General features: G+C 58.4%; 1 protein-coding gene. It reads left to right on the plus strand.

The window, feature by feature from the left end; genetic code table 11:
• A partial coding sequence (tuf, locus tag AC2FJE_RS23425; protein WP_496758779.1) for an elongation factor Tu occupies window positions 1-1,070 on the plus strand: 1,070 nt, incomplete at both ends.

Consider the following 1,070-nt stretch of genomic DNA (forward strand, 5'->3'; position numbering starts at 1 on the left):
ATGGCAAAGGAAAAGTTTGAGCGTAATAAGCCGCACGTCAACATCGGCACGATTGGCCACGTTGACCACGGCAAGACCACGCTGACCGCAGCAATCACCAAGTATTTCGGTGACTTCAAAGCGTATGATCAGATTGACGGCGCGCCTGAAGAAAAAGCACGTGGCATCACCATCTCGACCGCCCACGTGGAATACGAGACCGACACGCGTCACTATGCGCACGTCGACTGCCCCGGCCACGCCGACTACGTCAAGAACATGATCACCGGTGCCGCACAGATGGACGGCGCGATCCTGGTTGTGAACGCTGCTGACGGCCCGATGCCGCAGACCCGCGAGCACATCCTGCTGGGCCGCCAGGTTGGCATCCCGACCATGGTCGTGTTCATGAACAAAGTGGATCAGGTTGACGACGAAGAACTGCTGGAATTGGTGGAAATGGAAATCCGCGAGCTGCTGTCTTCGTATGACTACCCCGGCGACGACATTCCGGTCATCGCAGGTTCGGCTCTGGCCGCGATGGAAGGCAACAAGCCGGAAATCGGCGAAGAATCGATCCGCAAGCTGATGGCTGCCGTGGACGAGTACATCCCGACACCTGAGCGCGCTGTTGACCAGCCGTTCCTGATGCCGGTCGAAGACGTGTTCTCGATCTCGGGTCGTGGTACCGTTGTGACCGGCCGTGTTGAGCGTGGCGTGATCAACGTTGGCGACGAGATCGAAATCGTCGGCATCCGTGACACTCAGAAAACCACCTGTACTGGTGTTGAAATGTTCCGCAAGCTGCTGGATCGCGGTGAAGCGGGCGACAACATCGGCGCCCTGCTGCGCGGTATCGACCGTGAAGGCGTTGAGCGTGGTCAGGTTCTGTGTAAGCCAGGTTCGGTTACACCGCACACCAAGTTCGAAGCCGAAGCCTATATCCTGACCAAGGAAGAAGGCGGTCGTCACACTCCGTTCTTCGCGAACTACCGTCCGCAGTTCTACTTCCGTACGACTGACGTGACCGGCACCGTGACTCTGGCAGCTGGCACCGAGATGGTTATGCCCGGCGACAACGTGTCGTTCGA

This window comes from Ruegeria sp. CDSC002 (assembly GCF_059610905.1).